Annotated in this window: 1 protein-coding gene and 1 pseudogene; both read right to left on the bottom strand. The window is 39.7% G+C overall.

The window, feature by feature from the left end:
* Positions 1–41 precede the first annotated feature (41 nt).
* Positions 42–314: a NadS family protein gene (gene nadS / locus L6C30_RS14680; RefSeq protein ID WP_000369781.1), complete on the bottom strand. Its 273-nt coding sequence runs from the start codon at positions 312–314 to the stop codon at positions 42–44.
* A pseudogene (locus L6C30_RS14675) lies at positions 307–626 on the bottom strand (type II toxin-antitoxin system RelE/ParE family toxin). Before L6C30_RS14675 ends, nadS begins: the two are co-directional and overlap by 8 nt.
* Positions 627–695 lie beyond the last annotated feature (69 nt).

Raw genomic sequence — 695 nt, 5'->3', positions numbered from 1 at the left:
AAAAATGGGAGCCTTAAGCTCCCATTTTTTAAGTAATTTTTTCAAATAAGGCTTGGGTGAGCATCTAAAATTCGAATCAATGTAGCTGCTGGTCCAGTTGGATAGCGTCGTCCCTGTTCCCAATTTTGCAGGGTACGGGGGCTAATATGTAGACGTGCAGCAAATTCATTTTGGCTCAAGCCAGTTTTTTCACGTACTTCTTTAATATCAGGCAATTCGAGTTCTGTAACTCGGCTTGCTTTAACTTCTTTACGTTTGATAGCTCCAGCTTCTTTGATTGAAGCAACCAAGTCATCAAATAAGTTGTTATCCATGAAATTGCTCCTTCACGAGTTGGCGCAGAATGGCGGTTTCCTTATCTGTTAAATTATCTTTTACTGATTTTGGATAAGCCACTAAGAAAAAGATCTGATCATCCTCGGTGACCCAATAATAAATCACCCGTATCCCACCACTTTTCCCTTTGTTACCTTGAGCACAACGTACTTTGCGAATACCACCGCCATTCTTGATTAGGTCACCTCTATCAGGCTGTACCAAAAGATCTTGCTGAAGTTGACGATATTCCTCAGAGATACAAGGTCTTTAATTTGCTTGGTAAAGATGCTGGTTTCAATAAATAACATGGACTCTTTATACGTCAATGGCGTATTTGAATTTTAGCAGTTTCCATAACAAAAAACGAGAGCTGGTAG

It is taken from the genome of Acinetobacter sp. KAM396 (assembly GCF_021602765.1).
GTDB lineage: Bacteria > Pseudomonadota > Gammaproteobacteria > Pseudomonadales > Moraxellaceae > Acinetobacter > Acinetobacter towneri_A.
The sequence above is the reverse complement of the archived record's forward strand: the minus strand, read 5'-3'. Positions and strand labels throughout refer to the sequence as shown.